Annotated in this window: 21 protein-coding genes; 13 read left to right on the plus strand and 8 right to left on the minus strand. The window is 73.8% G+C overall.

What is annotated here, in order from left to right; genetic code table 11:
* Positions 1 to 214: 214 nt before the first annotated feature.
* Positions 215 to 1357, plus strand: coding sequence for a sensor histidine kinase (locus CP982_RS06660; protein ID WP_150509637.1), 1143 nt, complete (start codon positions 215 to 217; stop codon positions 1355 to 1357).
* Complete coding sequence (locus CP982_RS06665; RefSeq protein ID WP_212669182.1) at positions 1357 to 1992, plus strand: LuxR C-terminal-related transcriptional regulator; 636 nt, start codon at positions 1357 to 1359, stop codon at positions 1990 to 1992. Before CP982_RS06660 ends, CP982_RS06665 begins: the two co-directional genes overlap by 1 nt.
* Positions 1993 to 2161: 169 nt before the next feature.
* Here CP982_RS06665 and lysA read toward each other — a convergent pair whose 3' ends face one another.
* The 3 genes from lysA to CP982_RS06685 form a co-directional block, all read right to left on the minus strand.
* The gene (gene lysA / locus CP982_RS06670) at positions 2162 to 3544 is read right to left on the minus strand and encodes a diaminopimelate decarboxylase (protein WP_150509639.1); all 1383 of its coding nucleotides are present in this window, start codon (positions 3542 to 3544) and stop codon (positions 2162 to 2164) included.
* Between the two features lie 47 nt (positions 3545 to 3591).
* Complete coding sequence (locus tag CP982_RS06675) at positions 3592 to 4128, minus strand: SAV_915 family protein (RefSeq protein ID WP_150509640.1); 537 nt, start codon at positions 4126 to 4128, stop codon at positions 3592 to 3594.
* A 378-nt stretch (positions 4129 to 4506) separates the two neighbouring features.
* Positions 4507 to 5190 carry a response regulator gene (locus CP982_RS06685; RefSeq protein ID WP_150509643.1) on the minus strand — a complete coding sequence of 228 codons (684 nt, stop codon included), beginning with the start codon at positions 5188 to 5190 and terminating at the stop codon, positions 4507 to 4509.
* A gap of 644 nt (positions 5191 to 5834) precedes the next feature.
* Between CP982_RS06685 and kdpB the strand changes: the two genes are divergently transcribed.
* The 7 genes from kdpB to CP982_RS06720 all read left to right on the plus strand — a co-directional run bounded on the left by kdpB (position 5835) and on the right by CP982_RS06720 (position 16432).
* Entirely contained in the window at positions 5835 to 8048 is a 2214-nt protein-coding gene (gene kdpB, locus CP982_RS06690) for a potassium-transporting ATPase subunit KdpB (protein ID WP_150509644.1), read from the plus strand.
* Positions 8049 to 8320: 272 nt separating this feature from the next.
* A complete protein-coding gene (locus CP982_RS06695) occupies positions 8321 to 9130 on the plus strand; it encodes an SDR family NAD(P)-dependent oxidoreductase (RefSeq protein ID WP_150509645.1) in 810 nt (269 codons plus the stop codon).
* A 124-nt stretch (positions 9131 to 9254) separates the two neighbouring features.
* Positions 9255 to 10073: a GNAT family N-acetyltransferase gene (locus CP982_RS06700; RefSeq protein WP_150509646.1), complete on the plus strand. Its 819-nt coding sequence runs from the start codon at positions 9255 to 9257 to the stop codon at positions 10071 to 10073.
* Between the two features lie 106 nt (positions 10074 to 10179).
* On the plus strand, positions 10180 to 12033 hold the full coding sequence (locus CP982_RS06705) for a methylmalonyl-CoA mutase family protein (protein WP_150509647.1): 1854 nt from the start codon (positions 10180 to 10182) through the stop codon (positions 12031 to 12033).
* Positions 12030 to 14285, plus strand: coding sequence for a methylmalonyl-CoA mutase (gene scpA, locus CP982_RS06710; RefSeq protein ID WP_150509648.1), 2256 nt, complete (start codon positions 12030 to 12032; stop codon positions 14283 to 14285). The genes CP982_RS06705 and scpA overlap by 4 nt, the downstream gene beginning before the upstream one ends.
* Before the next feature lie 12 nt (positions 14286 to 14297).
* Positions 14298 to 15383, plus strand: coding sequence for a methylmalonyl Co-A mutase-associated GTPase MeaB (gene meaB / locus CP982_RS06715; protein WP_170316379.1), 1086 nt, complete (start codon positions 14298 to 14300; stop codon positions 15381 to 15383).
* The gene (locus tag CP982_RS06720) at positions 15380 to 16432 is read left to right on the plus strand and encodes an enoyl-CoA hydratase/isomerase family protein (protein ID WP_150509649.1); all 1053 of its coding nucleotides are present in this window, start codon (positions 15380 to 15382) and stop codon (positions 16430 to 16432) included. Before meaB ends, CP982_RS06720 begins: the two co-directional genes overlap by 4 nt.
* A 67-nt stretch (positions 16433 to 16499) precedes the next feature.
* Here the strand turns inward: CP982_RS06720 and CP982_RS06725 are convergent, their stop codons facing one another.
* The 3 genes from CP982_RS06725 to CP982_RS06735 all read right to left on the minus strand — a co-directional run bounded on the left by CP982_RS06725 (position 16500) and on the right by CP982_RS06735 (position 18703).
* A complete protein-coding gene (locus CP982_RS06725) occupies positions 16500 to 16940 on the minus strand; it encodes a hypothetical protein (RefSeq protein WP_150509650.1) in 441 nt (146 codons plus the stop codon).
* An 84-nt stretch (positions 16941 to 17024) separates the two neighbouring features.
* On the minus strand, positions 17025 to 17762 hold the full coding sequence (locus tag CP982_RS06730) for an ABC transporter permease (RefSeq protein ID WP_184924781.1): 738 nt from the start codon (positions 17760 to 17762) through the stop codon (positions 17025 to 17027).
* A 2-nt stretch (positions 17763 to 17764) separates the two neighbouring features.
* A complete protein-coding gene (locus tag CP982_RS06735; RefSeq protein ID WP_150509651.1) occupies positions 17765 to 18703 on the minus strand; it encodes an ATP-binding cassette domain-containing protein in 939 nt (312 codons plus the stop codon).
* 109 nt (positions 18704 to 18812) lie between these two features.
* Here CP982_RS06735 and CP982_RS06740 point away from each other — a divergent pair, with 109 nt between their 5' ends.
* The 3 genes from CP982_RS06740 to CP982_RS06750 all read left to right on the plus strand — a co-directional run bounded on the left by CP982_RS06740 (position 18813) and on the right by CP982_RS06750 (position 21994).
* Positions 18813 to 20033, plus strand: a complete 1221-nt coding sequence (locus tag CP982_RS06740) for a sensor histidine kinase (RefSeq protein ID WP_150509652.1) — start codon at positions 18813 to 18815, stop codon at positions 20031 to 20033.
* Between the two features lie 43 nt (positions 20034 to 20076).
* Complete coding sequence (locus CP982_RS06745) at positions 20077 to 20739, plus strand: response regulator transcription factor (RefSeq protein ID WP_030676763.1); 663 nt, start codon at positions 20077 to 20079, stop codon at positions 20737 to 20739.
* A 97-nt stretch (positions 20740 to 20836) separates the two neighbouring features.
* Positions 20837 to 21994 carry an ROK family transcriptional regulator gene (locus CP982_RS06750; protein WP_150509653.1) on the plus strand — a complete coding sequence of 386 codons (1158 nt, stop codon included), beginning with the start codon at positions 20837 to 20839 and terminating at the stop codon, positions 21992 to 21994.
* Positions 21995 to 22076: 82 nt separating this feature from the next.
* Here CP982_RS06750 and CP982_RS06755 read toward each other — a convergent pair whose 3' ends face one another.
* Together CP982_RS06755 and CP982_RS06760 are read right to left on the minus strand one after the other, a co-directional pair.
* Positions 22077 to 22838, minus strand: a complete 762-nt coding sequence (locus tag CP982_RS06755; RefSeq protein WP_150515358.1) for a GntR family transcriptional regulator — start codon at positions 22836 to 22838, stop codon at positions 22077 to 22079.
* A 289-nt stretch (positions 22839 to 23127) separates the two neighbouring features.
* Positions 23128 to 24018 (minus strand): RNA polymerase sigma-70 factor, encoded by an 891-nt coding sequence (locus CP982_RS06760; protein ID WP_150509654.1) that lies wholly within the window; start codon positions 24016 to 24018, stop codon positions 23128 to 23130.
* Between the two features lie 171 nt (positions 24019 to 24189).
* Here CP982_RS06760 and CP982_RS06765 point away from each other — a divergent pair, with 171 nt between their 5' ends.
* Complete coding sequence (locus CP982_RS06765; protein ID WP_150509655.1) at positions 24190 to 25029, plus strand: alpha/beta fold hydrolase; 840 nt, start codon at positions 24190 to 24192, stop codon at positions 25027 to 25029.
* The last annotated feature ends 3 nt before the right edge of the window (positions 25030 to 25032 follow it).

Raw genomic sequence — 25032 nt, forward strand, 5'->3', positions numbered from 1 at the left:
CGGACGCGTGGGTGGCGAAGAGGTGCGCGTCGAGTGTGCGTCCAGCTGTGAGGATCATGCCTTCGACAGTACGAAATGCGCAGGCCACGGCGGTATGAGGGCCGCCGCAGAGTTCCACTGCGGGACGCCGTAGCGCCTGGCTGTGGGGGTCCTCAGCAAGGTGTGCGGTTTTCCGCAGTCCGCCGCGAGCGGCGCTCGGCTAGCGTGATTGATCATGCGAAGCTCTCTCATTCGCCGACTGCGCGTCGCCGTGGGCGTGCTGCTCGGGTTCCTCAGCGTGGTCGTCGAGCTGATCCTCACCCTGGCGTCGGGCCTCTGGCTGCTGCTCACGCTCGGGCGGTCCGGCGTGGGTCGTAGCGAGTCGGGCGTGGTCGCCCGGGCCGCCCGCCGGTGGGCCGACGTGCAGCGGCGCCGGATGGCGAGGTGGTACGGCGCGGAGATAGCGCCGCCGACGAGCGGCGCGTCCGCGCTGGCCTTCGTCGCCACGCGCTGGCCGGTGGGGCTGCTCGGCGGCATGGTCCTGCTGTGCGCCTTGATAGGTGGGGGCTATGCCTCGCTGCTGCTGTGGGGCTGGGCCGCGGTCGATCTGAGCAGATGGCCGATGACCATGGGCGTCTCCGGCTTCGGCGGGTTGTTCCTGCTGTTCCTGGCCGCTCAGGGGGTAGGGGCGGTGGCGCTGATGGACGAGCGCCTCGCGCGGCACTTCCTCGGCCCGAGCGCCCGCCAGCGCATGCAGCGCCGCATCGGGGAGCTGGCGGAGAGCCGTGCCGGTGTCGTGGAGGCGGTGCACGACGAGCGGCGCCGTATCGAGCGCGATCTGCACGACGGCGTCCAGCAGCGTCTGGTGGCACTGGGCATGCTGCTCGGCCGGGCCCGTCGCACGCCTGATCCGAAGAAGTCGGCGGCGCTGCTGCGCCAGGCGCACGAGGAGAGTCAGCAGGCGCTGGTGGAACTGCGGGAGGTGGCCTGGCGCGTGTATCCGGCGGCGCTGGACGAGGGCGGGCTCGCGGCGGCTCTGGAGACGGTCGCGGAGCGCGCCGCGATCCCGGTCCGCCTGGACTGCGAGCTGCGGGCCTCACCGCCGCCCACGGCCCAGGCCGTCGCGTACTTCGTGGCCGCCGAGGCCGTGACGAACGCGGTCAAGCACTCGGGCGCCAGCCTGGTCACGGTGCGTGCCGACGGCGCGGAGGGGGTGCTGCGGCTGCGGGTGGAGGACGACGGCCGTGGCGGCGCCGATCCGTCGGGCGGTGGGCTGCTCGGGCTGACGCGTCGGGTCGCGGCGCTCGACGGTACGTTCAGCGTGGCCAGTCCGGCCGGAGGCCCCACTGTCATCACCGCGGAGTTGCCATGCGTGTAATGCTCGCCGACGATTCGACGCTGCTGCGGGAGGGGCTCGCTCGACTCCTTGCGGACGAGGGGCACGAGGTGACGGCGTCCGTGGGCGATGCGCAGGCGCTGCTCGACGCGATCGCGGCCGATCCGCCGGACGCCGCGGTGGTGGATGTCCGGATGCCTCCGACGCACACGGACGAGGGTCTGCGTGCGGCCCTTGAGATCCGTCGGTCCTGGCCGGGCACAGGGGTCCTGGTGCTGTCCCAGTATGTGGAGCGGCGGTATGCGACGGACCTGTTGACCACCGCCACGGAGGGGGTGGGCTATCTCCTGAAGGACCGGGTGGTGCAGGTCGACGAGTTCTTGGACGCCCTGGACCGGGTGGGTGCGGGTCGTACGGCTTTCGACCCGGAGGTCGTGCGCCAGTTGCTGACGTTCAGCCGTCACGCCGATCCGCTGGCGCGGTTGACGGACCGGGAGCGCGAGGTGCTGGGGAGGATGGCGCAGGGGCATACGAACGCGGCGATCGCGGAGCAGCTGCACGTGTCGCAGAGCGCGGTGGAGAAGTATGTGAACGCGATCTTCGACAAGTTGGAGCTGTCGTCGACAAGCGGGTACAGCCGCAGGGTTCTGGCGATCCTGCGCTATCTGGGGTCGTGAGGTGAGGCCGTGGGGGTGGTGGCGGGATCGCCCGGTGGGGCGGAAGGGCCCGCCGGGGAGCGGGCGCTGCTCGTGGGCCATGGGGAGCAGGGCTGTTGGCGTTCCCGAAGGGCCGCTGGCGGGGCCGTCCCCGAGGGGGAGTGAGGGGGCGGCCCCGCCTTCGCGGCGGCTAGAGGCCGACGTCCCGGCTGCGGATGTCCTCAAGGGACTCGCGGCGCACCAGGAGCCGGGCGTGGCCGCCTTCGACGGCGACGACCGGCGGGCGGCCGACGAGGTTGTAGCCGGAGGCCATCGACAGGTGGTAGGCGCCCGCGACGGGCACGGCGAGCAGATCGCCAGGGTGGGTGTCGCCGGGCAGTTGGATGTCGGTGGCGAGGACGTCCCCGGCTTCGCAGTGCCGGCCGACGACGGTGACGGTGGCGGGCGCGGCGGTGGAGCGGCGTCCGATGAGGCGCGGCAGATAGCGCACTCCGTACAGCGCGGGGCGCGGGTTGTCGCTCATGCCACCGTCGACGGCGACGAAGGTCCGCTCGCTGGTGCGCTTCACGGACAGGACGCGGTAGAGGGCGACACCGGCGGGTCCCGCGATGGCGCGGCCGGGCTCGACGACCAGACGGGGCACGGGGAGGCCGGCCGCCGCGCAGCTCTCGGCGAGTTCGGTGCGCACCTTGCGGGCCAGCGTGGTGATGTCGAGCGCGTCCTCGCCGGGGCGGTAGGCGATGCCGTGGCCGCCGCCGAGGTCCAGTTCGGGCAGGGTGATGCCGTGGTGCTCCTTGATGCGCGCCATCAGGCCGACGAGCCGGCGCACGGCGCACAGGTACGGCTTGTCCGTGGTGATCTGCGAGCCCAAGTGGCAGTGCAGCCCGACCAGTTCGAGCCCGGGCTGGTCCAGGATGCGGGCGATGGCGTGCTGGGCGGAGCCGTCGGTGATGGACAGGCCGAACTTCTGGTCCTCGGTGCCGGTGCGGATCTTGCTGTGGCCACCCGCGGCGATGCCCGGGACGACGCGTACGAGGACCTTCTGGCGGCTGCCGTGGGGCACGGCCGAGGCGAGCCGGGCGATCTCCGACGCGCTGTCGATGACGATGCGCCCGACGCCGAGCCGCAGGGCGGCGTGCAGGTCCTGCGGGCTCTTGGCGTTGCCGTGCAGGACGATGCGGTCGGCGGGGAAGCCGGTGGTGACGGCGAGTTCGAGCTCGCCCGCGGAGCACACGTCGAGGCCGAGCCCCTCCTCCGCGACCCAGTGCGCCATGGCACGGCACAGGAAGGCCTTGGCCGCGTACAGCACGTCGGCGTTGGGGAAGGCGTGCAAATAGGTGCGGCAGCGGTCGCGTACGTCGGCTTCGTCCAGGAGGTAGGCGGGGGTGCCGAAGCGGTCCGCTATCTCGGTGAGTGCCACGCCGCCGACGGACAGGTCGCCGTGCGGGAGCCGCGTCGTGGAGTGCGGCCAGACCGTCAGGTCGTCGGCGGGGTCGGCCGCGGCGTCCAGGGGCGCGGCGGATGCGGGGGCCGCGGCGTGGTCTCGGGCCGCGGGCAGGTCGGCAAGGGTCATGGCAAGCTCCTCGTTTCGCCTCGTCTTCACGTCGTCACCTGGCCGTCTCAGCCGATCCAGGCGGTCAGCGCGCCGACCAGGGCGGCGGCCCCGGTGACCCGCAGCGCACCCACGGTCTGCGGATCCCACTCCCGCCGGCGCGCGGGGCGGCGGGACGAAGGGGCGCCGACGGACGGCACGGCGACCGGCGGTACGGAAACGGCCGGAGGTGCGGAAGTGACCCGCGATGCGGAAGTGACCCGCGGTGCGGAGGTGACCTGCGGCGCGGAGGAGGCCCGGGCTGTGGAGGTGACCGGTGCGTCGGAGGTGAGCCGCGGGTCGACGGTGACCCGGGTGACGCCCAGGGGTTCGGTGAGGGCGCGCAGCGCCGGTTCGGAGAGGCGGATGCGGGGCTGGCGGGCGCCGAGCGTGGCGGTCAGCCGCTCCTCGGAGGTGAAGGCGACGGCGGTGCGGCCGCCGACGGGTGTGCGGAACAGGCGGGCGACGAAGCCCGCGGGTCCCGGCCGGACGGGTACGAACAGCGGTCCGGCCGGGCCCCGTTCAGCAGGCTCGGGGTCTTCGCCGCACACCAGGGGCTGGGTCATGGTTCCTCCTTGAGCAGCCTCGGGCGAGGCTCTCGTGGGTCGGGCGGGCGCCGCGGGCTCGGTCGCGCGGGCGCCGTTCGTCCGGTGACGAGCACCGGGCACATGGTGACGTTATGCCCGGCACGGGGTGTCAACCGACCCTCCATGACGTCCCGTTGACGGCGAAGGGGTGCACGCTGACACTCTGCTGACGCGCCCCCGGCCGACGGGCCCGGAACGAGTGAACGGGGCGCGGCCGCGGGCGAGCCGCCGAGGTCCGCTGCACCCCTCGCCCGGCCGAGGCGCACCCGCGCCCGACCGACGCACAGCCACGCCCGGCCCGAGGCGCAGCCCCGCCCGCCGCAGCCCGCCCGAGGCCCGGCGCTCAAGGCGCAGCCCTCACTCCTCGAACCGGTACCCCATCCCCGGCGCGGTGATCAGATGCCGTGGATGGGACGGGTCGGGCTCCAGCTTGCGGCGCAGTTGGGCCATGTACACGCGCAGATAGTTGGTGCGCGTGCTGTGCGAGGGCCCCCACACCTCGCCGAGCAGCTGCTGCTGGCTGACCAGACGGCCGCGGTGGCGGATCAGGACCTCCAGGAAGTGCCACTCGGTCGGCGTGAGGCGCACGACGCGGCCGTCGCGCAAGGCCTTCTTGGCCAGCAGATCGAGGGTGAAGCCCGGGGTCTCGACGAGCGCCGGTGCCGCGTCGTGGTCCGCGGGCCGGGTCCTGCGGGCCGCGGCCCGCAGCCGGGCGAGGAGTTCGTCCATGCTGAACGGTTTGGGGATGTAGTCGTCGGCGCCCGCGTCGAGCGCCGCGACCTTCTCGTCGGAGGCCTGGCGGGCGGACACGACGAGGATCGGGGCGCGGCTGAACCCGCGCAGCCAGCCGATCAGATCGATGCCGTCCATGTCGGGCAGTCCGAGATCAAGGAGGACCACGTCCGGCGGACGTGCCGACGCCAGACGCTGGGCCATGCCCCCGTCGACCGCCGCGTCCACCTCGTACTTACGCGCCTTGAGGTTGATCTCCAGAGCCCGTACGAGCTGTGGGTCGTCCTCGACCACCAGCACCCGGGTCATCGGTGTGCCGCCTCCTGACAGTGGGGGCGGACCCTGCCCGCGACCGTACGCGGCCGAAGCGGAACGGGCCCACAGAATTAGTGCGGTCCCGTGAAGCAAAGCGCCCACCAGCGCGTTCGCCGCGTCTCTTGATGCCTCTCATACGGCGGGGTCAACTGCGTTGACGCCTCTCATACGTGGGGGCCAAGGCCGTACGAGAACACGCCGGGGCGCGCGCGACGGCGTGGTTCCAAGAAAAACGTCCCGGGTCCCGACCCCCCTCGTGGCCGGGACCCGGGACGTCCGCCTGGACGGACGACGGGTGCCCCGGTGCGGGGCGCACACGGTCCCTACCCCCGTACTGGACCTGCGCGCTGTAGGCGGTGGTCGTCGTCACACGCCTTCGACCCCGCACCGGGTTCCGTTCGTCCGTCCCCCCGTGGTGATCAGTCTTGGGCCGGTTCCGGACGTTCCCGTTCTTGTTGACGCTCTCCTGATGCGCCATCAGGGCCTCTTGACGCGGTCTTGACGGGTGGTCAGGGGCGCTGTCAGAGCGTCATCAATTCCCGGTCGCGAAGGTGAACCAGGGAGGGCCGCACGGCTACCTTCCTCTGCGCGCGGCCGCGCTCCGCGGCCGCTCCCCCTGCAGAAAGTCACCCTCACCGATGCTTCCCGCCGCCTCGCAGCAAGCTCCCTCCCCGCCCGAGAAGCCCGAGAAGCCCGAGGACCCCGAGGGCCCCGGGGGCCGGTCCGGGCCCGGTCCACGGCTCCGCCCCGGCCGCCGGCACCGGGCCGGTACCGGCGGACTCGTCGACCCTGTGCAGTTGTTCACGTCGCAGCTGCTCACCTCGTTCCCCGACGCCGTGCACAAGCTGCGGCCGCGCGCGCTGGTGAAGAACCCCGTCCTGTTCGTCGTGGGGTGCGGCGCGGTCATCACCACGGGCTCCGCCGTGCTCCACCCGTCGGTGTTCTCCTGGGTCATCAGCGGCTGGCTCTGGCTCACGGTGATCTTCGCGAACCTCGCGGAGGCCGTCGCCGAGGGCCGCGGCAAGGCGCAGGCGCTGGCCCTGCGCAAGGCGCGTACGGACACGGTCGCCCGCCGGCTGCGCCACAACTGGCGTATGGGCATGGACATCACGGGCGCGGAGACGGAGGCCGTCGCCGCGACCGAGCTGCGGCCCTTCGACTTCGTCGTGGTCGAGGCGGGCGAGCTGATCCCGGCCGACGGCGACGTCGTGGAGGGGGTCGCGGCGGTCGACGAGTCCGCCGTCACCGGGGAGTCGGCGCCGGTCATCCGCGAGTCCGGCGGCGACCGCAGCGGTGTGACGGGCGGTACGACGGTGCTGTCCGACCGGATCGTCGTACGCGTGACCTCGCGCGCCGGGCACTCCTTCCTGGACCGCATGATCTCGCTCGTCGAGGGCGCGTCCCGACAGAAGACGCCCAACGAGATCGCCCTGAACATCCTCCTCGCGGCGCTCACCGTCGTCTTCGTCCTGGTCGTCGTCGCGCTCCAGCCGATGGCCTCGTACGCGGACGCGGCGCAGCCCACGACCGTGCTCGTCGCGCTCCTGGTGACGCTGATCCCGACGACGATCGGCGCGCTCCTCTCGGCGATCGGCATCGCGGGCATGGACCGGCTCGTGCAGCGCAACGTGCTCGCGATGTCGGGCCGCGCGGTGGAGGCGGCGGGCGACGTGAACACCCTGCTCCTGGACAAGACCGGCACGATCACGCTCGGCAACCGCGAGGCGGACGCGTTCCTCCCGCTGCCCGGCGTCGACGAGACGCACCTCGCGGACGCCGCGCAGCTGTCGTCCCTCGCGGACGAGACGCCCGAGGGGCGGTCCGTCGTGGTGCACGCCAAGGAGCGATACGGCCTGCGCGCCCCGGCCAGGGGCGAGCTGGCGAACGCCACGTTCGTGGAGTTCACGGCGCAGACCCGGATGAGCGGCATCGATCTGCGCTGGGACAACGGCGCGGCCTGCGCGATCCGCAAGGGCGCGGCCGCCCAGGTGATCAGCTGGGTGGAGCTGCGCGGCGGCCGGGTGCCGCCCGAGGCGAGGGCGTTCGCCGACTCGGTGGCGACGTCGGGCGGCACGCCGCTGCTCGTCGCGGTGCACGACTGGGACGGGCCGCGCGTCCTCGGCGTCGTCCGCCTCAAGGACGTCGTGAAGGACGGCATCCGCGAGCGGTTCGCCGAGCTGCGCCGCATGGGCATCAAGACCGTGATGATCACCGGCGACAACGCGCTCACGGCGCGCGCCATCGCCCGGGAGGCGGGCGTGGACGACTTCCTCGCGGAGGCCACCCCCGAGGACAAGCTCGCCCTGATCAGGAAGGAACAGGAGGGCGGCAAGCTCGTCGCCATGACCGGCGACGGCACGAACGACGCGCCCGCGCTCGCGCAGGCCGACGTCGGCGTGGCCATGAACACCGGCACCTCGGCCGCCAAGGAGGCCGGGAACATGGTGGACCTGGACTCCAACCCCACCAAGCTCATCGACATCGTCGAGATCGGCAAGCAGCTCCTGATCACGCGCGGCGCCCTGACGACCTTCTCGATCACCAACGACGTGGCGAAGTACTTCGCGATCATCCCGGCCATGTTCGCGGGTGCCTATCCGGGTCTGGAGGCGCTCAACGTCATGGGGCTGCACAGTCCGAAGTCGGCGATCACCTCCGCGATCATCTTCAACGCGCTGATCATCGTGGCGCTCATCCCGCTGGCGCTGCGCGGCGTCCGCTACACGCCCGCGTCGGCGCACGACCTGCTGCGCCGCAACCTCGCGCTGTACGGGCTCGGCGGGCTCGTCCTGCCGTTCCTCGGCATCAAGCTGATCGACTTGGCGATCTCCACGGTCCCGGGTCTCGGCTGACCCCGCGGCCCCCGCCCCACCGCTCGTATCAGGGCCCCGTCAAGGACCGTACGGACGGCTTGAAGCCCAGCTCAGGGGCCAGTTGGATGAGTGTCGTGAACAGCTTCGCGCGCCATGACGACCGGCCGCCCCATACGGCGGTGCCGGTCGCGCGCCCGTTCTCGTGACGGGGCGCTGAACCGGCACCGCATCAGCCGCACCCCCTTCACCCCGCATGCCCCCGCCCCCTTCCAGGGGCCGCCCCGGCATGCCCCGACCCAGGAAACACAGCCATGTCCTCTGCCTCCCTGTCCGGCCGCACCGCACTCGTGACCGGCGCCACCTCCGGAATCGGCTTCGAGACCGCCCGTCTCCTGGCCGAGCGCGGCGTCACCGTGCTGCTGCACGGCCGCACCGTCGACGAGGCCCGGGCCGCCGTCGACGCGCTCATCGCCGCGACTCCCGCCGACGCCGTGCGCCCGCACCCCGTCGCCGCCGACTTCACCCGCCTGGAGGAGGTCGAGCGGCTCGCGCGGCACGTCGTCACCGACCACCCCCACCTGGACGTCCTCGTCAACAACGCGGGCATCGCGGCCCCCGAGCGGCACACCGTCACCGCCGACGGCAACGAGATCGCCTTCCAGGTGAACTTCCTCGCGCACTACCTCCTGACCAGCCTCCTGGAGCCCGCCCTGACCAGCGAGCGGGGCGGCCGCGTCGTCAACGTGTCCTCGTCGCTGCACCGCACGGCGTCGATCCAGTGGAGCGACCCGAACCGCGCCCGCCGCTACTCGCGCCTGGCCGCCTACGCCCAGTCGCAGCTCGCGCTCACCGTCTTCGCCGCCGATCCGCGGGTGACCGCGGTGTCCGTGCACCCGGGCGTGTGCGACACCGTGCTCCTGCCGCTGTACGCGCACGAGGGCGCGGCCGCCGCCGAGGGCGCGGCCCACGTGGTGCGCCTGTGCGACCCGGCCGTCGAGATCGTCAACGGCGCGTACTACGACCGTGCCGAGCGGGTCGAACCGGCCGCGGCCGCCCGGGAGGACCGCACCGTCAAGCGCCTCACCAAGCTCGCCGACCTGCTGGTCGGCCACGCCTCTTGAAGGGACCGCCGGATTCCGCGCCCGGCCCGGCCGCCCCCGTGTGCGCGGTCAGGCCGGGCGTGTCCCGCCGCGTGCGCCCTCTATCGTCTCGATCGCTTGTTGACACCCCTGGAGGACGGCTTCCGTGATCCCGCTCGCGCCGCGTCAACTTCCCGCTCTCTCGGACTGGTTCGCCATCGGGGCGCCCGGTACCGCCGCCCTGCCCGAGCATGCCCTGGCGCACGGCGTCGGACAGTGGTGGGCGGACCGCGCCGAGGCGCCGCGCGCGCTGGCGGTGGCCTGCGCCGGGCACGTCCTGCTGCGCGGCGACCCGGGCGCGGTGACCCCGGCGGAGCTCGCGCCGTTCGCGGCCGGCCACGTCGAGGCTCCCCCGCGCTTCCTGCCCCGGCTCGGCGCCGCCTTCGACCGCCTGGTGCCCGTCGAGCGCATGCTCTACGTCCACCGGGAGCCCGTCGCCGTCCAGCGCCCGCCGCGCGGGGTGCGGATCCGCACGGTGACGGCGGGCGACGCGGCCGCGCTCGCCGTACGGTGGCCCGGCTCCGACTGGCTCCACGACAGTTGGGGCGGGGCCCGGGGGCTCGCCGCCTCCGGGCGGGCCGTCGCCGCCTTCGACCGCGGCGGCCGGGTCCTGTCCGTCGCCTGCTCCTACTTCGCGGGGGCCGCGTACGAGGACGTGGCCGTCGCCACCGCGCCCGCGCACCGCCGCAAGGGGCTCGCGCACGCCTGCGTGACCGCGCTCACCGCGGACATCGCGGCGCGCGGCCGCACCGCGAGCTGGTCCTGCGCGCGCGACAACCGCCCCAGCCGCCTCCTCGCCTGGACGACGGGCTTCCGGCTCGAACGCGAGTACACGCGGTTCGCCACCGGCACCCCTCTACCTCAATCGGCGGCATTGGGCAAACCCCTCCCGGACCCCACATCACCCCTGATGCCCCTTCTGTGACGTGCGGCAATAGCGTTACGACCGCCCGACTTCAAGAGCGGCCGAAGAGTCCAAGGTCACAGCCGCGCCTCGGCACCAGGTGCCGATTCCGCCCTAGCATCGACGCATGACGGTCCTGCCTGACGACGGGCTTTCGCTGGCCGCCGATTTCCCTGATGCGACCCATGAGCAGTGGCAGCGCCTGGTGGAAGGCGTACTGCGCAAGTCGGGCAAGGACGTATCGGGGGCGGCGGCTGAGGAAGCGCTGTCCACCGCACTAGAGGACGGGCTCAGCACCCGCCCGCTGTACACCGCCCGTGACGCCGTGGCCGACGTGGGCCACCCGGGCTTCGCCCCCTTCGTGCGGGGCGGCTCCGCCGCGGGCGGCGCCGCGACCGGGTGGGACGTACGCCAGCGGCACGCGACGAGCGACCCCGCGCGCACGAACGAAGCCGTCCTCGCCGACCTGGAGAACGGCGTCACCTCGCTGTGGCTGGCCCTCGGCCCGGACGCGCTGCCCGTGTCCGGCCTGGAGCGGGCGCTCGACGGGGTGTATCTGGACCTGGCCCCTGTCGCCCTCGACGCCGGTGCGGCGTACGAGGAGGCGGCACACGCCTTCCTCGGGCTCGTGGACGCGGCGGGCGTCGCCAAGAGCGCGGTGCGCGGCACCCTCGGCGCCGACCCGCTCGGCCACGAGGCGCATACGGGCGAGGAGTTGGACGCGGCCGCGGCCGTGGCGCTCGCGCGCCGCGTCGGCCGTGAGTACGGCGGCCTGCGGACCCTGGTCGTGGACGCGCTGCCCTACCACGAGGCGGGCGGCTCGGCCGCGCAGGAGCTCGGCGCCTCGCTCGCGACCGGCGTGGCGTATCTGCGGCTCCTGACGGACGCGGGCCTGTCGCTCCACGAGGCCTGCGCCCAGCTGGAGTTCCGCTACGCGGCCACCGCCGACCAGTTCCTGAGCATCGCCAAGCTGCGGGCCGCGCGGCGTCTTTGGGCCCGGGTGGCCGAGGCGTGCGGCGACGCGGAGGCGGGCGCGCAGCGGCAGCACGCGGTCACGTCCCCGGTGATGATGGCCCGCCGCGACCCGTGGGTGAACATGCTGCGGACGACGGTGGCCAGCCTGGCCGCCGGGGTGGGCGGCGCCGACGCGGTCACGGTCCTCCCGTTCGACCACGCCCTCGGCCGGCCGGACGCGTTCGCGCGCCGGATCGCCCGCAACACCTCGACGATCCTCCTGGAGGAGTCGCACCTGTCGCGCGTCATCGACCCGGCGGGCGGCTCCTGGTACGTGGAGCGTCTGACCGCCGAACTGGCGGACGCGGCCTGGGCGTTCTTCCAGGACATCGAGCGCGCGGGCGGCCAGGCGGCGGCGCTGCGTTCGGGCCTGCTCGGCGAGCGCCTCGCGGCGACCTGGGCCGAGCGCAGCCGCAAGCTCGCCAAGCGGCGCGAGCCGATCACCGGCGTCAGCGAGTTCCCGCACCTCGGCGAGAAGCCGGTCGCGCGCGAGCCCGCCCCCGCGGGGCCGACGGGCGGACTGCCGCGGGTGCGCCGCGACGAGGCGTACGAGGCGCTGCGGTCCCGCTCGGACGCGCACCTGACCGCGACCGGCGCCCGGCCGAAGGTGTTCCTGGCCGCGCTCGGCCCGGCCGCCGCGCACACGGCGCGCGCCACGTTCGCCGCGAACCTCTTCCAGGCGGGCGGTGTCGAGCCCGTCCACGACCCGGTGTCGGTGACCGCTTCGAGCGCCGCCGACGCGTTCCGGGCGAGCGGGGCGACGATCGCGTGCCTGTGCTCCAGCGACGCGCTGTACGCCGAGGAGGCGGCGGCCGTCGCGGCCGCCCTGAAGGCTGCGGGCGCCGAGCGCGTGTTCCTCGCGGGGCGGCCCGGCGAGTACGGCGACGTCGACGCGTACGTCTTCGCCGGCTGCGACGCCGTGGCCGTGCTGTCCTCCACCCTCGACCTCATGGGAGTGGCGCCATGACGATCCCCGACTTCTCCGGCATCGCCCTGGGGGCGGACGCGCCGCCGCGGGGCTCCGCCGAGCAGTGGCGCGCCGCCGTCGAGGCGGTCACCGGCAAGGACGCGGACGACCTGCTCTGGGAGACGCCGGAGGGCATCGCGGTCAAGCCCCTGTACACCGGCGCCGACGTGGAGGGCCTGGACTTCCTGGGCACGTACCCGGGCGTGGCGCCGTATCTGCGCGGCCCGTATCCGACGATGTACGTGAACCAGCCGTGGACGATCCGCCAGTACGCGGGCTTCTCCACCGCCGAGGAGTCCAACGCGTTCTACCGGCGCAACCTGGCCGCCGGGCAGAAGGGCCTCTCGGTCGCCTTCGACCTGCCCACCCACCGCGGCTACGACAGCGACCACCCGCGGGTGACCGGTGACGTCGGCATGGCGGGCGTGGCCATCGACTCGATCTACGACATGCGCCAGCTGTTCGACGGCATCCCGCTGGACCGGATGACGGTGTCGATGACGATGAACGGCGCGGTGCTCCCGGTGCTCGCGCTGTACATCGTCGCCGCCGAGGAGCAGGGCGTGCCGCCGGAGAAGCTGGCGGGGACCATCCAGAACGACATCCTCAAAGAGTTCATGGTCCGCAACACCTACATCTATCCGCCCAAGCCCTCCATGCGGATCATCTCCGACATCTTCGCGTACACCTCGCAGAAGATGCCGCGCTACAACTCCATCTCGATCTCCGGCTACCACATCCAGGAGGCCGGGGCGACGGCCGACCTGGAGCTGGCGTACACCCTCGCGGACGGCGTGGAGTACCTGCGGGCGGGGCGGGACGCGGGCCTCGACGTGGACGCGTTCGCGCCGCGGCTCTCGTTCTTCTGGGCGATCGGCATGAACTTCTTCATGGAGGTCGCCAAGTTGCGGGCGGCGCGCCTGCTCTGGGCCAAGCTGGTCAGGCAGTTCGACCCGCAGAACCCCAAGTCGCTCTCGCTGCGGACCCATTCGCAGACCTCCGGCTGGTCGCTGACCGCGCAGGACGTGTTCAACAACGTGACGCGCACGTGCGTGGAGGCCATGGCCGCCACCCAGGGCCACACCCAGTCGCTGCACACCAACGCCCTCGACGAGGCGCTGGCGCTGCCCACGGACTTCTCCGCCCGCATCGCGCGCAACACCCAGCTGCTCATCCAGCAGGAGTCCGGGACCTGCCGCGTCATCGACCCGTGGGGCGGCAGCGCGTACGTGGAGCGGCTCACCTACGACCTGGCCCGGCGCGCCTGGCAGCACATCCAGGAGGTCGAGGCCGCGGGCGGCATGGCGCAGGCCATCGACGCGGGCATCCCGAAACTGCGCGTCGAGGAGGCCGCGGCGCGCACGCAGGCCCGGATCGACTCCGGCCGCCAGCCGGTGATCGGCGTCAACAAGTACCGCGTGGAGAGCGACGAGCAGATCGAGGTCCTGAAGGTCGACAACTCCTCGGTGCGCACGCAGCAGATCGAGAAGCTGCGGCGGCTGCGCGCCGAGCGCGACGACGCGGTCTGCCAGGACGCCCTCGCCAAGCTGACGGCCGCGGCCGAGCGCGGCTCCGGCACCGGCATGGAGGGGAACCTCCTGGCGCTCGCCGTGGACGCGGCCCGCGCGAAGGCGACGGTCGGCGAGATCTCGGACGCCCTGGAGAAGGCGTACGGACGGCACGCGGGCCAGATCCGTACGATCTCCGGTGTGTACCGCACCGAAGCAGGCCCGTCGCCGTCCGTGGCGCGCACCCGCGCGCTGGTGAAGTCCTTCGAGGAGGCCGAGGGACGCCGTCCGCGCATCCTGGTCGCCAAGATGGGCCAGGACGGCCATGACCGCGGCCAGAAAGTCATCGCCACGGCCTTCGCCGACCTGGGCTTCGACGTCGACGTCGGCCCGCTGTTCCAGACGCCCGGCGAGGTGGCGCGGCAGGCCGTCGAGGCGGACGTGCACATCGTGGGCGTCTCCTCGCTGGCGGCCGGGCATCTGACGCTCGTGCCGGCGCTGCGCGAGGAGCTGGCCGCCGAGGGCCGCGAGGACATCATGATCGTCGTGGGTGGCGTCATCCCTCCGCAGGACGTGCCGACGCTCCTGGAGATGGGCGCCGCGGCCGTGTTCCCGCCCGGCACGGTGATTCCGGACGCGGCGTACGACCTGGTGCGACGGCTCGCCACGAGCCTCGGCCACGAACTGCCCGCCGAAGGACCCGAGGACGAACAGGCCGCCGACGGTCCCGGGAACGGGCTGTGAGCCGCTGACCCCATGGCACCGACGATCGATCTCGACAGTTATGTCAAGGGCGTGCTCGACGGCAAGCGCGCGCACATCGCGCGCGCGATCACGCTCGTGGAGTCCACCAAGTCCGAACACCGCGTCCTCGCCCAGCGGTTGCTGACGCAGCTGCTTCCGCACGCGGGCCGTGCGCGGCGCGTCGGCATCAGCGGGGTGCCGGGCGTCGGCAAGTCGACGTTCATCGACGCGCTCGGCACGATGCTCACCGCCCTCGGCCACCGGGTCGCGGTGCTCGCGGTCGACCCGTCGTCGACGCGCACGGGCGGTTCCATCCTGGGCGACAAGACGCGCATGGAGCGCCTGGCGGTGGACCCGATGGCGTTCGTGCGCCCCTCCCCCACGGCGGGGACGCTCGGCGGCGTGGCGAAGGCGACCCGGGAGTCCATCGTGGTGATGGAGGCCGCGGGCTACGACGTGGTGCTCGTGGAGACCGTCGGCGTGGGCCAGTCGGAGACGGCCGTCGCCAATATGGTCGACTCGTTCCTGCTGCTCACGCTCGCCCGTACCGGAGACCAGCTCCAGGGCATCAAGAAGGGCGTCCTGGAGCTCGCGGACGTCATCGCGGTGAACAAGGCCGACGGCCCGCACGAGCGGGACGCGCGCTCGGCGGCCCGCGAACTGGCGGGCGCGCTGCGCCTCATGCACGGCAGGGACGCCGCGTGGACGCCGCCGGTGCTCAGCTGCAGCGCCCGCGAGGGCTCGGGGCTCGACACGCTCTGGGAGCGCCTGGAGCAGCACCGCGCGCTCCTCGACTCCACCGGGCGCCTCGCCGCCAAGCGCCGCGACCAGCAGGTCGACTGGACGTGGACGATGGTGCGCGAGGAGCTCCTCGGCCGTCTGTACGCGCATCCGGACGTACGGCGCCTCGCTCCGGAGCTAGAGCGGGGCGTGCGCGAGGGGACGGTGACCGCGACGACGGCCGCGGAGCGGATCCTGGCGGCGTTCCAGGACACCGGGGCGCCGGACGGCGCCGCGGCGGAGAGCACCGGACCCCGCGCAGCCTCCGGGGACGCGCCCCCGCACGACGTACCACCGAAGGACGGAACCACCCCGTGAGCCACGACGCACCACCCCCTGTCCTCCTGCGCACCGAGGGCCGCGCGGCGCACGTCGTCCTGAACCGGCCCCGCGCGCTCAACGCCCTGGACCACACCATGGTCCGTCTGATCGACGACGCGCTCGGCGCGTGGGAGCGGGACGACGCGGTGGCCACCGTCGTGGTGTCCGGCGCCGGGGAGCGGGGCCTGTGCGCGGGCGGCGACATCCGCGCCGTGCGCGAGGACGTCCTCGCGGGCGGCGGCGCGGCGTCGGCGGCCTTCTGGCACGACGAGTACGCGCTCAACTCCCGCATCGCGCGCTATCCGAAGCCGTACGTCGCCCTCATGGACGGCTATGTGATGGGCGGCGGCGTCGGCGTCTCGGCCCACGGCAGCGTGCGGGTCGTCACGGAGCGCTCGCGGGTCGCCATGCCCGAGACGATCATCGGCTTCGTGCCGGACGTCGGCGGCACGTACCTGCTGTCGCGGGCGCCGGGCGAGCTGGGCACGCACCTGGCCCTGACGGGCGCGTCCGGGGGCGCCGCGGACGCCCTGCTGTGCGGGCTCGCCGACCACTACGTGCCGTCCGGCCGGCTCGCGGACCTCACGGCGGCGCTCGCTGAGGGCGAGGCGGCGGACGTGGTGGCCCGGTTCGCCGAGGCCGCGCCCGGGGGCGAGCTGGCCGCGCACCGGGAGTGGATCGACTCCTGCTACGCCGCCGGGTCCGTGGAGGAGATCGTCGACCGGCTGCTGAGCCGGGGCGAGCCCGCGGCGAAGGAGGCCGCGCAGACGCTGCTCTCGCGCTCGCCGACGTCCCTGAAGGTCACGCTCGCCGCCGTGCGCCGGGCCCGCGCCCGCGGCTCTCTGGAGGACGTGCTGCGCCAGGAGTACCGCACGTCGTGCGCGTGCCTCGCCTCGCCGGACTTCCCCGAGGGCGTCCGCGCCCAGATCGTGGACAAGGACCGCACGCCCCGCTGGTCCCCCGCGAGTCTCACTGAGGTGGGGGACGCGGAGGTGGCGCGCTTCTTCCTACCGTCCCCGTACGGGGAGTTGAAGCTGGGGAGTTGAAGTCGGGAGGGGAAGCCGGGCAGTTGAGGCCGGGGCGCCTGAAGTCCGCGCCGAGGGGCGGTCGGCGCTACGGCGGGTCGGTCTCCGTGATCACCGCGAGGAGTTGCAGCGCCTCCCAGCCACCCCAGCGCGCCACTCCGAGGGCTATCCAATGGCCTTCCGCCTGCCACAGGTGCACGTCCGGGACGGTCTCGCTGAGGGAGGCCCAGGGCTCCGCCACGTCGCCCGAACCGGCCACGGCGCGGGCGAAGGCGCTCGCGAGGCTGATGACATGGGGCTCGCCCCAGCGCTCGGTCAGCAGCACGGTGAGCGCGTCGCGCTCCGCCTCGTACCGCTCCTCCATGGCGTCGCGGACCGTGCCGTCGTCGTCCCCTGCCGCCTCGTACGTGGCTAACTCCGCGATATGGAAGCCGGGCCCGGCGCGACCGGCCGCGGACCTGCCGGGCGCCTCGGGGAAGTCCCGGGCGCGCAGCAGGTCGATCGTCGCGATGTGCTCTGCGCTGCTCATGCGGTCCAGTAAAGCCGCCGCCACTGACAATCCATCACCAACAGCGAAGGGGCGACGGTCCGTCGGGGGCTCGCGGGCCGTGCGTCAGGCGTCCCTGCGGCGCACCGCCCACCAGCCGGCGAGCAGCGCGGCCGCCGCCCAGGCCGCCGTCACGGCGAGCCCCGTCCAGGGGCCGAGCGGGCCCGTGGGGTCCTCGTGCAGGATCTGCTGTCCGGCCTTGTCGGGCAGGAACTGCGCGGCGCCGCCCGCGACGTCGCCGACCACGAAGGACACGATGAGGATGAACGGGATCAGCAGGCTGAGCACCAGCGCCCCGCTGCGCAGCAGCGTGGTGAGGCCCGCCGCGAACAGCGCCATCAGGGCCAGGTAGATGCCGCCGCCCAGGCAGGCGCGCAGCGCTCCGGGGTGGCCGAGCCCGATGGCGTACTCGCCCAGGAAGGCCTGGCCCGCGAGGAACGCGCCGAAGCAGGTGACGAGGCCCACGAGCAGGGCCGCCGCGCCGACGACGGCGGTCTTCGCGGCGTAGAACAGGCCCCGGCGCGGGACGGCCGCGAGCGAGACCCGCAGCGCGCCCGTCACGTACTCGGAGCCGACGGCGGCCGTGCCGAAGCTGATGGCCGCGATCTGGCCGAAGTTGAGGGCGTAGAAGGCGCCGAAGACGGGTTCGGCGTCGGCGTTGTCGGCCTCCGCCCGGCCCACGGTGGCGAAGGTCAGGACGGTGATGGCGAGGGTCGCCACGAACACCGCGAGGAGCGGGACGAACGCCGCCCGCAGCGACTTGATCTTGATCCACTCGGAGCGCAGTACGGCGGCGGTCGACATGGTCAGGCCTCCTGGTGAGTCGTGGCGGTCGCGGGGGGCGCGGAGAATTCGGTCTCCTCGGCGGTGAGGGCCAGATAGGCCTGCTCCAAGGAGGCCTCCTCGTCGGCGAGTCCGAGGATCGGGACGCCTTCGCGGGCGGCGAGCGCGCCGACCTCGGCGGCGCGGGCGCCCTCGACCGTCCACGCGCCGTCCTCGCCCGCGACCAGCTCGTGCCCCGCGCGGGCGAGGGCGGCCCGCAGCCGGGCCGGGTCGCTGGTGCGGGCCCGCACACGGGGGCTGCTGTGCGCGGTGATGAACTCGCGCATGGGGGTGTCCGTCAGGAGGCGGCCCTTGCCGAGGACGACGAGGTGGTCGGCGAACGTGGCGGTCTCGTTCATCAGATGGCTCGACACGAGCACGGTGCGGCCCTCGCGGGCGAGGCGGCGCATCAGCTCGCGGATCCAGATGATCCCCTCCGGGTCGAGGCCGTTGGACGGCTCGTCCAGGAGGACGACGGCCGGGTCGCCGAGCAGGGCGGCCGCGATGCCCAGGCGCTGGCGCATGCCCAGCGAGAACGTCTTGATCCGCTTGTGCGCGACGGCGGCGAGGCCGGTCTCTTCGAGGACCTCGCCCACGCGCGGGGCGGCGATGCGGTTGCTGACGGCGAGCGCGCGCAGGTGGTCGCGGGCGGTGCGCGACCCGTGGGCGGCCTGCGCGTCGAGCAGGGCACCGACCTGGCGCAGCGGTTCGTCGTAGGCCGCGAACGGGCGGCCGCCGACGGTGGCGGTGCCCGACGTGGGCCGGTCGAGGCCGAGCACGAGGCGCATCGTGGTGGACTTGCCCGCGCCGTTGGGGCCGAGGAAGCCGGTGACGCGGCCTGGCCGGACGCTGAAGGTCAGGTCGTCGACCGCGCGCCTGGTGCCGTACTCCTTGGTCAGCTGGTGGACGTCGATGCTGGTCATGGGGCAACCCTCGCGTCCGGCGCCGGTGCGGGGCCTCCCCCGGCCGAGGAGATCGCCTCCCCCGCGCGGGGGAGCCGGGCCACGCGCGCGTACTGGCACGATGACCCGCATGATCCGCCTGTTGCGACCGCTTACCCGCGCGGTCACCTACACCCGCTGGCTGCATCTGCTCGTCGGCGGCCTCGTGGTGCTCGCCGCGGCCACGGTCCACGGCGTCGAGAGCGCCGCGGCCCGGGACTGGCTGGTCATCACCCTGCTGCCCATCCCCTTGGTGGCGGCGGCCGCCCTGGTGCCCGCGATGCGCCGGGCGGAGGGGCTCCAGGCGCGCCTGATGCTGTTCCCGGGGGCGCACGCGCCCGAGGCGCGGGCCGGGGACGAGGGCGACGCCCCCGGCATCTCCGTGGCGCCCTCGGCCTCGTGGCGCGACCGGGGCAGGACCGCCGTGTGGCTCGTGGTCCGCCTCCAGCTCGGGTGGGGGCTCGGCGTGGCCTCGGTGCAGCTCATCGGGTACGCGCTCGCGCTGCTCGGCACGACCGACGAATCCCCCGACGGCGACGGCCTGTTGCTGCCCCGGCCGGGCCCGGCCGCCTGGAACGCGCTGCTCCTGCCGCTGCCCCTGATCTCCCTGAGCGTCCTGGTGGTCGTGGCGGGCGGGCTCGCCGCTGCCGCCGCCCGCGGCCTCCTCGGCCCGTCGCCGACCGAGCGCCTCGCGGCTCTGGAGGAGCGCACCGAGCAGCTCCTTGAGCGCAACCGCATCGCCCGCGAGCTGCACGACTCCATCGGGCACGCCCTGACCGTCGCCGTGGTGCAGGCGGGCGCCGCGCGGGCCGCCGCCGACGCGGACTTCACCGACCGCGCCCTGGAGGCCATCGAGGAGACCGGCCGCGACGCCCTGGAGGACCTGGAGCGGGTGCTGCGGGTCCTGCGGGAGGACGCGGAGCCCGCCCACCGCCGCCCCACGCTCGCCGCCGCCGACCGGCTCCTGGAGTCCGCGCGCACGGTGGGCGCCACGGTCGACGCCGCGGTGTCGGGCCCGGTGGATGACCTGCCCGGGCCCGTCTCTCGCGAGGGCTACCGCATGCTCCAGGAGGCCCTGACGAACGTGCTGCGGCACGCGGGCCCGGTTCCGGTACGGGTGCGCGTCGCGGTGGCCGACAGCCTGCTGACCATCGACGTGCGCAACGCCCTGCCGCGCCAGGCGGCCCCCACCGGGCGGGGCGGCAGCGGTCTGCGGGGCATCCGCGAGCGCGCCGTGCTGCTCGGCGGCCGGGCGAGCACGGGGCCCGCCGACGGCGAGTGGCGGGTGCACGCCGAACTGCCGCTGCGCTGAGGCCTCCGGCGTCCCTCGCGGCCCCGTGATCTAGGCTGGCCGGATGCCCGTGACCGTGCTTCTCGTCGACGACGAGCCCCTCGTCCGCGCGGGGCTGCGCGCCGTCCTCGAGGCGCAGCCCGACATCGAGGTCGTCGGGGAGGCGGCCGACGGCGCCGCCGTGATCCCCCTGGTGCGGCAGCTGCGCCCCGACGTCGTCGCGATGGACGTGCGCATGCCCCTCCTGGACGGCATCGAGGCCACGCGCGCGGTGCTGCGGACCGTGCAGGACCCGCCCAAGATCGTCGTCATCACGACCTTCGAGAACGACGAGTACGTGTACGAGGCGCTGCGGGCGGGCGCCGACGGCTTCCTGCTCAAGCGGGCCAGGCCGGCGGAGATCGTGCACGCGGTGCGCCTGGTGGCCGAGGGCGAGTCGCTGCTGTTCCCGGCCGCGGTGCGCCGTCTCGCGGCCAGCCACGGCGAGGAGCGGGGCGAGGAGGGCGCCAGGGCCGCGTTCGCGCGGGCCGGGCTCACCGGGCGCGAGGAGGAGGTGCTGCGCCTGATGGCGCGCGGCCTGTCGAACGCGGAGATCGCCGAGCGGCTCGTGGTCGGCACCGAGACGGTCAAGTCGCATGTGAGCGCGGTGCTCGCGAAACTCGGCGCGCGGGACCGGACGCAGGCGGTGATCGTGGCGTACGAGTCCGGTTTCGTGGCTCCGGGATGAGGCGGTCCGAAAGCGGTCGGCGCGATCGGCACTCGCACCGGCCGACGCCTTCCGAGTACCATCCGCCCATCATGCGCACGGGATGGAAGGTAGGGCGTTGGGGCGGCTGACCGGCGGAGATCCATCTCTGCTACGGCGGATCAACTCTTCGGTGGTGCTGCACGCGCTGCGCGCCGCGGATTTCGCGACACTCACGGAGATCACCCGGGCGACGGGCCTGTCACGGCCCACCGTCGAAGGCGTGGTCGAGGGGCTCATCGAGGCCGGTCTCGTGGTGGAGACCGACGTGGACGACGGCGCCGCGCGGCGCCAGGGACGACCGGCGCGGAAGTTCCGCTTCCGTGCGGAGGCGGGGCATCTCCTCGGTCTGGAGATCGGCCCGCACCGGGTGGCCGCCGTCCTGTCGGACCTGCACGGCAAGATCCTCGGCACGGCGGCCAAGGACGTCTCCGAGACGGCGTCGGCGGACGAGCGCCTGGAGCGGCTGCGCGGCGCCGTCGCCGATCTGCTGCGCCGCGCCGGGGTGGCCCGGGGCTCGCTGCGCGCCGTTGGCGTGGGCAGCCCCGGCATCGTGGAGGCGGACGGCTCGGTGCGCCTCAGCACGGCGCTGCCCGGCTGGACGGGCCTGCCCCTGGGCGAGCGGCTGCGCCGCTCCTTCAAGTGCCCGGTCCTGGTCGAGAACGACGCGAACGCGGCGGCGGTGGCGGAGCACTGGAAGGGCGCGGCGACGAAATCGGACGACGTGGTGTTCGTGCTCGCCGGGCTGAGCCCGGGGGCGGGCTCGCTGATCGGCGGGCGGCTGCACCGCGGCTACGGCGGCGCGGCGGGCGAGATCGGCGCGCTGCACCTGCTTGGCCGCGAGGTGAAGCCGGAGACGCTGCTCTCGACCACGGACGAGCCGCTGCACCCGCTGGACGAGCAGGCGGTGGCGGAGGTCTTCGCGCACGCCCGCGAGGGCGACGAGCGGGCCCTGGCGGCGGTGGAGCGGTTCATCCGGCGCCTGGTGCACGACGTGGCGGCGCTCGTCCTCGCCCTCGACCCGGAGCTGGTCGTGGTGGGCGGCTGGGCGGCGGGCCTGGACGGCGTCCTGGACCCGCTCCGCCGTGAGCTGGCCCGCTACTGCCTGCGGCCGCCCCGGGTGGCGCTCTCGCTGCTGGGCGAGGCCGCCGTCGCGACGGGTGCGCTGCGCCTGGCGCTCGACCACGTGGAGGACGAGCTGTTCGCGGTGGAGGGCACGGTGTCCGCGGGGCGGTGAGGCGCGGGCCGCGTCGCGCTGCGTGCGCGTCCTCGAACGCCGGACGGGCTTGATGTGCCCCGCCCGTCCGGGGTTCAGGGTCTCAGGAAGCCTGGCGCTCCGGGCCGTGGTGGATCTCCACCGCGCCCTCGTCGCCGAAGGTGAGACGGCAGGTGTCCGCCCGGTACGTCGCCACGGAGAGCGCCGCCGTGCGGCCGCCCGCGAGGAAGCGGGTGGTGACGACCAGGACCGGGGCGCCGGGCAGCCGGTCCAGGGCGCGGGCGTCGTCGGCGCGGGCCGAGCCGAGTTCGACGGCGCGGTCCTGGCCTTCGAGGGCCAGCCGGTCGAGCTCCCGCAGCACGGCACGCGCGCGTGCCGGTCCCGCGGGGGCGTCGATGGCGGTGAGGTCGGGCACCGACGACGACGGCACGTACAGCAGCTCGGCGGCGACGGGCTGGCCGTGCGAGACGCGAGTGCGGCGGACCGTGTGCACGAGCTCGTCCGGGCCGGTCTCCAGGGCGCGGGCGACATCGGCGGGCGGGACGGCGGGCTCGCTGTCGGCGGGCTGCCAGTCGTCCCCCGGCGCGCCGGGCCAGCTGCCCCGGTCGGTGCCGACGGCCACGCCCATGCGCGGCGGCGCGACGGTCGTGCCGACGCCGCGGCGGCGCTGGAGCCTGCCTTCGAGCTCCAGCTGCTCCAGGGCCTGGCGCAGCGTCGCGCGGGCGACGCCGAACCGGGCCGCGAGGTCGCGCTCGTTCGGCAGGATCTCGCCGACGGCGAACTCGGAGTCGAGTGCTTCGCTGAGCACGGTCTTGAGGTGCCAGTACTTCGGCTCCGGCACCGATTCCAGCTGCGTGGTCCCCACCCTGTCCTCCGCAATCGCCGTGCGCAGGCGGCTTTTCAGCGCCTTGTTTATTAAAGGTTCCTGCACTATCTCAGCGACGATAGAGCCGCGCTCATCCTTGGTCAAGACCAATCCTGCTTCCGTTACCGCCCGCACAGAAGTGGTGCCACAGAGCATTCATGCGGTGTTCGCGCAGGGTCGACACCTCACCCCCTGGCATGACGAAAACCGATACGTCCCCCACGCGCGCGTACGGCACGAAGCCCCCGCCCATTGCACGGGCGGGGGCTTCGTCCGGGAGGCCGGAGGCCTAGGCGGAGAGGGCCACGAGCTTGTCCGGATTCCGCACGACGTAGACGCTCTGTACACGACCGTCGGCGACATCCAGCTGGAAGACGCTGTCCACCTTGCCGTCCACCAGGAAGATCACGGAGGCGGCGCCGTTGAGCTCCACGAAGCGGAACTCGACCCGGTCGGCGTCCGGCACGCCCTTCTTCGTCGCGCCCAGCACGAAGCGGCCCACCTTGTCGGCCGTCTCCAGGACCCGCAGCGGCGCCCTGGTCTTGCCGCCGCTGTCGCCGACCAGGCGCACGTCCGGGGCGAGCAGCGCCATGAGGCCGTCCAGGTCGCCCTCCGTCGCCGCGGCGAGGAAGCGCTCGGTCAGGTCGCGCCGCTCGACGGGGTCGACGTCGTAGCGCGGCCTGCCCTCGTCGACGTGCTTGCGGGCGCGCCCGGCGAGCTGGCGCACGGCGGCCTCGCTGCGGTCGAGAGTGACCGCGATCTCGGAGTACGGGAACCCGAAGGCCTCGCGGAGCACGAACACCGCGCGCTCCAGGGGCGAGAGGGACTCCAGGACGACGAGGACGGCGAGCGACACGGAGTCGGCGAGCATGGCCCGCTCCGCGGTGTCGGGGACGGTCGGCCCGAAGTCGGTCACGAAGGGTTCGGGCAGCCAGGGCCCCACGTAGGACTCGCGCCGCGACTGCGCGTGGCGGAGCCTGTCGATGGCCAGGCGCGTGGTGACGCGCACCAAGTAGGCGCGCGGTTCGCGCACTTGCTCCCGGTCGGCGGTCGACCAGCGCAGCCAGGCGTCCTGGACGACGTCCTCCGCGTCGGCCACGCGGCCGAGCATGCGGTAGGCGACGCCGATGAGGACGGGCCTGTGTTCTTCGAAGACGTCGGTCGCGGTGTCGGTAGCCACCGTCCCATCCCAGCTCACCGGCGGTCCGCTGTCCAGCCGTGACGGGCCCGGCGGACCAGGATCACAGTCGCGCGCGGCCGGGGCGCAGCGCACCGGAGCCGGCCGACCCCTTGAACTCGCCGCTACTGGGCGGTAATTGTTGCTGACAAGCTGTCTAAGTCAGGAGTGGTCATGGCCGCAGAGGTGGCAGATGTCTCGTTCGCCGTCGAGTCGCCCCGCGGGCCGCGCACGGTGACCGTCTCCTACCGGCGCACGGGCGGCGGCGCGCCCCTGCTGCTTCTGCACGGCATCGGGCACCACCGCCAGGCCTGGGACCCGGTCGTGGACATCCTGGCGGCCGAGCGCGACGTGATCGCCGTGGACCTGCCGGGCTTCGGGGTGTCGCCGCCGCTCCCGGACGGCCTCGCGTACGGCCTGTCGTCGGTGGTGCCCACGCTCGCCGCGCTGTGCGCGGCCCTGGACGTCGAGCGGCCGCACGTGGCGGGCAATTCACTGGGCGGCCTGCTCGCCCTGGAGCTGGGCCGCGAGAAGCTCGTACGGTCCGTCACGGCCCTTTCGCCCGCCGGGTTCTGGACCGAGGCCGAGCGCCGGTACGCGTTCGCGACGCTGCTGTCGATGCGGCGCCTCGCGTCCGCCGCGCCGGTGCCCCTGATCGAGCGCCTTTCCCGCAGCGCCGCGGGCCGTACGGCCCTGACGAGCACCATCTACGCCCGCCCCGCGCGCCGGGCGCCGGAGGCCGTCGTCGCCGAGACGCTCGCGCTGCGGTACGCGACCGGGTTCGAGCAGACGCTGGCCGCGGGGCGCGACGTGGTGTTCCGGGACGACGTGCCGGGCCTTCCGGTGACGATCGCCTGGGGCACCCGCGACCGGCTGCTGCTGCGCCGTCAGGGCGTGCGCGCCAAGCGGGCCGTCCCCGAGGCACGGCTCGTCCGGCTGCCCGGCTGCGGGCACGTGCCGATGAACGACGACCCCGCGCGCGTGGCACGGGTCATCCTCGACACGAGCCGCTGACGC

The sequence above is a fragment of the Streptomyces spectabilis genome, from assembly GCF_008704795.1.
Taxonomy (GTDB): Bacteria; Actinomycetota; Actinomycetes; order Streptomycetales; family Streptomycetaceae; genus Streptomyces; species Streptomyces spectabilis.

Coding starts and splice junctions, on each gene's coding strand:
- meaB (WP_170316379.1), top strand. CDS start 14,298: ATGGCACCGACGATCGATCTCGACAGTTATGTCAAGGGCGTGCTCGAC.
- CP982_RS06725 (WP_150509650.1), bottom strand. CDS start 16,940: ATGAGCAGCGCAGAGCACATCGCGACGATCGACCTGCTGCGCGCCCGG.
- CP982_RS06660 (WP_150509637.1), top strand. CDS start 215: ATGCGAAGCTCTCTCATTCGCCGACTGCGCGTCGCCGTGGGCGTGCTG.
- CP982_RS06705 (WP_150509647.1), top strand. CDS start 10,180: ATGACGGTCCTGCCTGACGACGGGCTTTCGCTGGCCGCCGATTTCCCT.
- CP982_RS06730 (WP_184924781.1), bottom strand. CDS start 17,762: ATGTCGACCGCCGCCGTACTGCGCTCCGAGTGGATCAAGATCAAGTCG.
- scpA (WP_150509648.1), top strand. CDS start 12,030: ATGACGATCCCCGACTTCTCCGGCATCGCCCTGGGGGCGGACGCGCCG.
- lysA (WP_150509639.1), bottom strand. CDS start 3,544: ATGACCCTTGCCGACCTGCCCGCGGCCCGAGACCACGCCGCGGCCCCC.
- CP982_RS06740 (WP_150509652.1), top strand. CDS start 18,813: ATGATCCGCCTGTTGCGACCGCTTACCCGCGCGGTCACCTACACCCGC.
- CP982_RS06765 (WP_150509655.1), top strand. CDS start 24,190: ATGGCCGCAGAGGTGGCAGATGTCTCGTTCGCCGTCGAGTCGCCCCGC.
- kdpB (WP_150509644.1), top strand. CDS start 5,835: ATGCTTCCCGCCGCCTCGCAGCAAGCTCCCTCCCCGCCCGAGAAGCCC.
- CP982_RS06695 (WP_150509645.1), top strand. CDS start 8,321: ATGTCCTCTGCCTCCCTGTCCGGCCGCACCGCACTCGTGACCGGCGCC.
- CP982_RS06735 (WP_150509651.1), bottom strand. CDS start 18,703: ATGACCAGCATCGACGTCCACCAGCTGACCAAGGAGTACGGCACCAGG.
- CP982_RS06665 (WP_212669182.1), top strand. CDS start 1,357: ATGCTCGCCGACGATTCGACGCTGCTGCGGGAGGGGCTCGCTCGACTC.
- CP982_RS06685 (WP_150509643.1), bottom strand. CDS start 5,190: ATGACCCGGGTGCTGGTGGTCGAGGACGACCCACAGCTCGTACGGGCT.
- CP982_RS06675 (WP_150509640.1), bottom strand. CDS start 4,128: ATGACCCAGCCCCTGGTGTGCGGCGAAGACCCCGAGCCTGCTGAACGG.
- CP982_RS06745 (WP_030676763.1), top strand. CDS start 20,077: ATGCCCGTGACCGTGCTTCTCGTCGACGACGAGCCCCTCGTCCGCGCG.